We start from the raw sequence: 7,785 nt of genomic DNA, 5'->3' as shown, positions 1-7,785 counted from the left end.
GGAGTAGGGGGAGTAGGGGATGTAGGGGAGAAATTTCTTCCTCCTGAACTCCTGAACTCCTGATAGCGCAGCGTGGCGTTAGCCATACTCCTGAACTCCTGATAGCGCAGCGTGGCGTTAGCCATACTCCTGAACTCCTGATAGCGCAGCGTGGCGTTAGCCATACTCCTGAACTCCTGAATGGGCGCAGGCCCTGCGCCCCTACCTCCTGACTTCTGCTGTAGCATTGATTGAAGGTTATTAATTGTCTATTGAGGTTTGGTTAAAGATGCACACTTGGCAATGGCACAATTGGGAAGGTCTACCTTACTTAACTTGTAATCTTCTAGAACCCTGGTCTCATGGTTTCTTTACCCAACAGTTTTGGCCACGCTTACCTCATGAGCTAACTCCGGTTCTACAACCCGATGCTTTAGCTTATCGCTTGAAACAGGTACATGGCAATACTGTTTTAACTCCCCAGGAAGTTGATGATCATGTCAATGCCAGTGATGATGATTTGGCGTTGGCAGATGGTTTAATTAGTCATCAACCTTTACAAGCTGTGTGGGTGGCTTCTGCTGATTGTACACCTGTGTTGATTGGCGATGTCAAAACTGGACAGGTGGCGGCTTTACACGCTGGTTGGCGGGGTACAGCGGCGAAAATTGTGCCTGAAGCTATTGCAAGAATGCGATCGCATGGTAGTAATTTAATAGACTTGCGAGTGGCAATGGGTCCAGCTATTGCTGGGGAAGTTTACCAAGTCTCTGTGGAAGTGGCTGCGGAAATTGGCAGTACCGTTGTACCAGATGGTCAACCAGAAAGAGTTATTTCTGCTTTGCACAATTTACCTAATTCACCTTTGCTGAGAGATCCAGAACCGGGAAAGGTGCGTTTAGATGTGCGCCAGGTAAATGCTTTACAATTGGAACAATTAGGATTTAGTGTAGAACAAGTAGCGATCGCACCCTATTGTACTTTCCAAACTCCAGAACATTTCTTCTCTTATCGGCGAGAAAAAGAGAAAAAGGTGCAATGGTCAGGAATAGTAAGTCCAGGTAAATAATCAACCTACAAACCAGTATATTCAATCACAATTTCTCAGAAAATGCTTACAAACGATCTTCCAAGTCTGTATTCAAAATGAAGATCATGCAAGTTATAGGTATGACAGCTTATCATATTCATGGGATAATACTCTAGATATATCTCGCTCAGTAAGCAAAAAGCCTATTGGGGAGATACTACCCACCAGAATTATCGCCAAAAGTGCAAAACTAGTAATCTCAGAGACAGAAAACTAAAATTTTCAAACTTTTTCTATACTAGTATAAACAAAACATAAAGAGACAAAATCATGACTAATATTCAAGAAAAAACCAGTAACGATATCCAAGAGAAAATCCAAGAAGAAGTTGAACAAGCTCGCACTGTATGTGATATCTCAGGTAGCAACTCTGCTGAATGTGCTGCGGCGTGGGATGCTGTAGAAGAACTACAAGCAGAGGCTTCTCATAAACGTCAAATTAAACCCAAAAACTCTTTAGAGAAATACTGCGATGCTAATCCAGAAGCAGATGAGTGCCGTCTGTACGAAGATTAAAATCAGGAGGTAAATATGAATACTATTGCCAATTTTCCTCAATATGTCTGAAACCCAATAAAATCGTGACGATATCAATAAGGTTTCAGGGTTTGGCAATAGTAAGTAGTTGGACAGAATTAATTACACAATGTCATTGCGTAAGCGTAGCGTGGCGTTAGCCATATGGAACGAAGTGAAATGAAGCAATTCCAATAGTTGTGATTGCTTCTCTTCCCTCGCAATGACTGTAAATATTTTTGTCCAATTACTTAGTTATACCTGTTTTATTGAGTAATAATTTTTTGGGATATCAATGGCTTTAAGCACCATGAATCAATGAATCTGAACCAAACGGGGAATAAACTCCCCGTTTTTCCTGTTGGAACAAAGTCCGGTCACTAAACAAACTTCTTTGTTGAATGGCTAAAGCCACGTTACGCTATCAAATATCTATTCACAAATTTTTCTATTTTTTTATTGACTTTATGACACAAATATGGTTTCGACCTTATGTTTGGATGGACTACCGATTGGCGTTATTATTTACGCTGATTATTCCTTTAATTCTTCTGGTTTGGACATTTGTACAAAAAGCAGAAGGAATGCAGCGCTTATTAATGATTTACTGGCGAGTAGCTAGTTTATTAGCTATTAGTATGTACTTGATGATTGGTGGTTTCGGAGTTAGTTTCATCTCCGCTCTCATGGCGCAGGTTCTCATTCCTATGGCACTATGGTTTTGGGTAGACATCAATGATGAAATTGACTATTATCCCAATAGTCCATTAAAACTGATTTTTACTTCTTGGCGTTGGGCAACAACAGTTTATTGTAGTTTAGGAGCAATAGCTCTTCTACCTTTTTTGGGGTGTGCTTTTTCAGGAACTGCTCTCAAAACTCCTTACTGTAGCGTTTGGTTAGAAGCACCATTACTATTTAAAGACTATTTTCACCATAATAGCAAACCTGCTTTTCTCGGATTTTTAGGCATAGTTACTTTAGCAATTTATGTAATTTACTTAAGTTATTTTGTCGCGGTTAAACTTGGCAAATATGGACGTTCAGCTACACATTAAGCAAAATTATCTGCGTTTATCCGCGTCCATCATTTTCTATCTGCGGTTAATTCTTTCCTGCTGTACCTCACTTAGATAGAAATCGCTATAGTCCCGACCGAATTATCCCAAATAATAAATCATTCCCATCAAACTAATCACAAAAATCATAGTCCCCACTGCATGAATAACTCTATTAGTAAAAGACTGGAACAATATACCATTAAAAAATCCCAAGAAGTTCTCATTATTAATGTAGAAATTGATGGTGAACCAGATCAAATTGCTGTGTTTAAAGGCTTTTCTAGTTCTTTGATGCGTCCAACTGCTTATGATCCAGATGTCCCGGTGTTACCAGATACGGCTACAATTATCACAATTGACCGCATAGCAAGTCCCTATAATCCTGACTCACCCCATTATCTTCAACAAGATATTTCTTGGGAAGATATGCAGGTTTTATTATCAAAAATGGGAATTTAGATGAAGAGTGGGTAAGATTTTTTTGAATTTTGAATTGTTAATTTTAAATTGTTAATATGTCCAGTTCTGGATACACTTTACCTGTTTTTGCTTGTGCTGCTGCTGTTGCGGCTTTGCATTGGTTACGCCATCATCAATCTTTGCAGATTACTAATATAGACTTAATTGAACCTGCTGAAATTGCCCAAATACCCATTGAACAAGTGGCGGGAATATCGGAAAATCATGCTTTGGCGATTACTCGCAGTGATCCGGGTGATAATCTGGATTTAACGAAGAATACACCAATTTGGGCTGTGGTGGCATGGTATGAGGGAGATGGAGAAACAGTAATTATTCAGGGTGGAGAGGGAATTGGTAAACAACTCAATGGTGAGGGGAAAGCGGCAATTTATGGTTATGCTCAAAGGTTATTAACGGAAAATTTACAGCGATTATTAGCGCCGACGGAAAAAATCAAGGTAACAATTATTTTACCAGAGGGGCGATCGCTCGCAATTCGGACTTCTAACTCTGCTTTCGGAGTTGTCGAAGGACTATCCTTGCTAGGAACAACAGGGATTTCTCAACCTTTAAGTACACCAGATCAATTATCAGCTTTCCGCGCTGATTTAGCAGCAAAAGCCAGTCAATTTCCCACTTTAGTCTTTTGTATTGGCGAAAATGGCTTAGATTTAGCCCAAAAACTCGGTATCAACCCTGCACAAATGGTGAAAACGGCCAACTGGTTGGGACCGATGTTAGTAGCGGCTGATGTTTTAGGTGTAAAAGAAATTTTATTATTTGGTTATCATGGTAAATTGATGAAACTCGCGGGGGGAATCTTTCACACTCATCATCATTTAGCTGATGGTCGGCGGGAAATTCTCACAGCCCATTGCGCCATGCTAGGATTAAATTCTCCAGATATTCAAACCGTTTTTCAGAGTCCTACGGCAGAAACCGCATTAAAACATCTGAGAAGTCTAGATAGTAATACCGGGAGTAATTGGGTAAATCAGGTTTATAACTCCATTGCAGAAACAATTGATACCCGCACCCAAGCATATATGGATAGCCACAATGAACAAGGTAAAACCATTATAGCTTGTGGTTCTGTGCTTTTCGACCGCGATCGCCAAATCTTGGTGAAAAGCAAAACTGGTTGTATGTTACTGGCAAAATTGTGCTAACTTAATATAAATTATCGCAAGTATCACAAATAAATATTTTTAACTATGATTTGCATGATTAATTTTAACTATGATTTGCATGATTCATTTGATTTAGATGATTTATTAATCTGTTATCACCATTAATCATAAAAATCACAGTCCAGACTTCTTATCCCTAACAACACACCCTCCATAGCATGAATACAGCGGTGACTCTACCAACCGAAAAAATACCTCAAACACAAGAAAATTTGGGGAATCTTAAAGGTCAAATAATTGTCATTTTAGACTTTGGCTCTCAATATTCTGAATTAATTGCCCGTCGTATCCGCGAAACACAAGTATATTCAGAAGTTATTTCCTATCGTACCACAGCAGAACAGTTAGAAAAAATCAACCCCAAAGGGATCATCCTTTCCGGTGGTCCAAATTCCGTATATAGCGACTACGCCCCCCATTGTGACCCAGAAATCTGGAAATTGGGAATACCCATTCTTGGTGTTTGCTATGGAATGCAACTCATGGTTAATCAACTGGGTGGAGAAGTAATCACAGCCGAACGGGGTGAATACGGTAAAGCATCTTTATATATAGATGATCCTACAGACTTATTAACTAATGTCGAAGAGGGTACAACCATGTGGATGAGTCATGGAGATTCAGTCATAACCATGCCTCCCGGCTTTGAGTTACTGGCACATACTAAGAATACTCCTTGTGCAGCGATCGCTCACCATAACAAAAAACTCTATGGAGTCCAATTTCACCCCGAAGTTGTTCATTCCCAGGGTGGTATAGCCTTAATTCGCAACTTTGTTTACCATATCTGTGACTGTGAACCAACTTGGACAACAGCCGCTTTTGTCGAAGAATCAATTCAGGAAATTCGCGCCAAGGTAGGAGACAAACGGGTATTGTTAGCGTTATCTGGCGGTGTAGATTCTTCTACCCTGGCTTTTCTCCTGTATAAAGCCATTGGTGAACAGCTAACCTGTGTATTTATTGATCAGGGTTTCATGCGAAAACTAGAACCCGAAAGGTTAGTGAAGTTATTTAAAGAACAATTTCATATTCCCGTAGAATATGTTAATGCCCGCGAACGATTTATCTCTGCTATCGCTGGAGTAACAGATCCCGAAGAAAAGCGTCGCCGCATTGGACATGAGTTTATCAGTGTTTTTGAGGAAACATCAAAAAATCTTGGTCATTTTGATTACTTGGCTCAAGGCACACTTTATCCAGATGTAATTGAATCTGCTGATACTAATGTTGATCCAAAAAGTGGTGAACGGGTAGCAGTGAAAATTAAAAGTCATCACAATGTGGGTGGTTTACCAAAAGACTTGAGATTTAAACTCGTAGAACCACTGCGGAAACTATTTAAAGATGAAGTCCGCAAAGTCGGGCGTTCCATTGGTTTACCAGAAGAAATTGTCCAACGTCAACCATTCCCCGGACCCGGTTTAGCCATTCGCATTTTAGGTGAAGTTACCTCCGAGCGCTTGAATATTTTGCGAGATGCTGATTTAATTGTTCGTCAAGAAATTAATCAACGCGGTTTATATAATGAGGTTTGGCAAGCTTTCGCCGTTCTATTACCCATTCGCAGCGTTGGTGTTATGGGTGATAAACGCACCTATGCCTATCCCATTGTTTTACGGATTGTCACCAGCGAAGATGGTATGACGGCAGATTGGGCGCGGATTCCTTACGATGTGCTAGAAGCAATTTCTACCCGCATCGTGAATGAAGTCAAAGGTGTTAACCGTGTGGTTTATGACATTACCTCCAAACCACCTGGAACTATTGAGTGGGAATAGGTAATTGGGAATAGGTAATTGGTCATTGGTCATTGGTCATTGGTCATTGGTCATTGGTCATTGGTCATTGGTCATTGGTCATTGGTCATTGGTCATTGGTCATTGGTCATTGGTCATTGGTCATTGGTCATTGGTCATTGGTCATTGGTCATTGGTAATTGGTAATTGGTCATTGGTCATTGGTCATTGGTCATTGGTCATTGGTCATTGGTCATTGGTCATTGGTCACTGGTCATTGGTCATTGGGAAGAATGTTTGACCCATTACCCATTACCCATTACCCATTACCTATTAACTTAGGTCTAAAATTAAGAAGTATTACATTTTGTTGAAAATATTATGGCTGCAAAAGTAGAAATTTACATTTGGACAACTTGCCCGTTTTGTATGCGTGCTAAAAGTCTACTGAAAAGCAAAAGTGTTGATTTTATCGAATACAACATTGATGGAGACGAAATAGCAAGAGATAAAATGTCTCAAAGAGCTAATGGAAAACGCTCTTTACCACAAATTTTTATTAATGATGTTCACATTGGTGGTTGTGACGATATCCATACTTTAGAGCGTCAAGGTAAGTTAGATGAAATGCTAGTTTCTTAAAATATTGTGGATCAGATCCCCGACTTCTTGCTCTCCTTTTTCCCTGAGATGAATGAATTAATTGGAGAAGTCGGGGATATTTAATATTAAAACTCCTAGATAAAAGAGGTATAAAGAGTGAAACTAGCTTTTATTATTGATCCCATCCATCGGCTTGATCCATGTCATGATACCAGTGTTGCTTTGATGGAAGCAGCGCAAATTCTAGGACACGAAATTTGGATAACGCAAGCAAATCTGCTGAGTGTTATTGATGGTAAAGCTTGGGCTGTCTTGCAGCAGGTAGAACTTGTTCCCGTGGAGTTAATAGAGGGGCGTTGGTTAGCGGTTAATCCTTGGTTTAAATTAAGCCCTAGTGCCTTTACTCCTTTAGAAACAATGGATGCCGTATTTATGCGGACAGATCCACCTGTTAATGATGCTTATCTTTATGCTACTTATATTCTGGATTATGTTGACCAAAATAAAACTTTAGTGATAAATGATCCGGCAGGGATTCGTGATGCTAATGAGAAAATGTATGCTCTCCAGTTTAGGGAATGTATTCCCGAAACGATTGTCAGCGCTAACAAACAGGTAATTCGCCAGTTTGTGGAAGCGAAAGAAGCAACAATTCTCAAACCACTGGGGAATAAAGCTGGAGAGGGAATTTTATTTTTACAATCAGGCGATCGCAATTTTAATTCCATTGTTGAACTTAGCACGCTTCAAGGTCAAGTTCCCGTTATGGTACAAAATTATTTACCCCAAGCCAAGGAGGGAGATAAACGGATTATCTTACTCAATGGTGAACCCATAGGTGCGCTAAATCGCCTTTCTAGTGGTAGTGATTTTCGGAATAACATGGCAACAGGTGGCACAGTTGCTCAAACCACCATTACCCCAAGAGAACAGGAAATTTGCAGCCATTTAGCCGCAAAACTCCGGCAAGATGGCTTAATTTTCGTGGGTATTGACGTAATTGGTGGCTACCTAACGGAAGTCAATGTCACAAGTCCCACAGGCATCCGGGAAATTGATCGTCTTGATGGTACTCACCTTGCCCATCAGGTCATTCAATGGGTAGAAGCCAATAAATAGGCAGGGGAGTGGGGGAGTAGGGGGAG

General features: G+C 40.2%; 9 protein-coding genes. All 9 read left to right on the top strand.

The window, feature by feature from the left end; translation table 11 throughout:
• Nucleotides 1-268: 268 nt before the first annotated feature.
• Nucleotides 269-1,048 (top strand): peptidoglycan editing factor PgeF, encoded by a 780-nt coding sequence (gene pgeF, locus AN486_RS25655; RefSeq protein WP_290602965.1) that lies wholly within the window; start codon nt 269-271, stop codon nt 1,046-1,048.
• A 291-nt stretch (nt 1,049-1,339) separates the two neighbouring features.
• On the top strand, nt 1,340-1,585 hold the full coding sequence (locus AN486_RS25650) for a Calvin cycle protein CP12 (protein ID WP_027404703.1): 246 nt from the start codon (nt 1,340-1,342) through the stop codon (nt 1,583-1,585).
• Between the two features lie 467 nt (nt 1,586-2,052).
• The gene (locus AN486_RS25645) at nt 2,053-2,643 is read left to right on the top strand and encodes a DUF3177 family protein (RefSeq protein WP_190382960.1); all 591 of its coding nucleotides are present in this window, start codon (nt 2,053-2,055) and stop codon (nt 2,641-2,643) included.
• A 162-nt stretch (nt 2,644-2,805) separates the two neighbouring features.
• On the top strand, nt 2,806-3,105 hold the full coding sequence (locus AN486_RS25640; protein ID WP_039204792.1) for a hypothetical protein: 300 nt from the start codon (nt 2,806-2,808) through the stop codon (nt 3,103-3,105).
• A 56-nt stretch (nt 3,106-3,161) separates the two neighbouring features.
• On the top strand, nt 3,162-4,277 hold the full coding sequence (cbiD, locus tag AN486_RS25635; protein ID WP_053540614.1) for a cobalt-precorrin-5B (C(1))-methyltransferase CbiD: 1,116 nt from the start codon (nt 3,162-3,164) through the stop codon (nt 4,275-4,277).
• A gap of 179 nt (nt 4,278-4,456) precedes the next feature.
• Nucleotides 4,457-6,079 (top strand): glutamine-hydrolyzing GMP synthase, encoded by a 1,623-nt coding sequence (gene guaA, locus AN486_RS25630; protein WP_053540615.1) that lies wholly within the window; start codon nt 4,457-4,459, stop codon nt 6,077-6,079.
• A gap of 4 nt (nt 6,080-6,083) precedes the next feature.
• On the top strand, nt 6,084-6,338 hold the full coding sequence (locus tag AN486_RS25625; RefSeq protein WP_290602963.1) for a hypothetical protein: 255 nt from the start codon (nt 6,084-6,086) through the stop codon (nt 6,336-6,338).
• An 80-nt stretch (nt 6,339-6,418) separates the two neighbouring features.
• Nucleotides 6,419-6,679: a glutaredoxin 3 gene (gene grxC / locus AN486_RS25620; RefSeq protein ID WP_039204789.1), complete on the top strand. Its 261-nt coding sequence runs from the start codon at nt 6,419-6,421 to the stop codon at nt 6,677-6,679.
• 117 nt (nt 6,680-6,796) lie between these two features.
• Nucleotides 6,797-7,759: a glutathione synthase gene (gene gshB, locus AN486_RS25615; protein ID WP_053540616.1), complete on the top strand. Its 963-nt coding sequence runs from the start codon at nt 6,797-6,799 to the stop codon at nt 7,757-7,759.
• The last annotated feature ends 26 nt before the right edge of the window (nt 7,760-7,785 follow it).

This window comes from Anabaena sp. AL93, from assembly GCF_001672085.1.
GTDB classification, from domain to species: Bacteria; Cyanobacteriota; Cyanobacteriia; order Cyanobacteriales; family Nostocaceae; genus Dolichospermum; species Dolichospermum heterosporum.
Note: the sequence above shows the minus strand (reverse complement) of the source record. Positions and strands in the feature narration are given on the sequence as shown.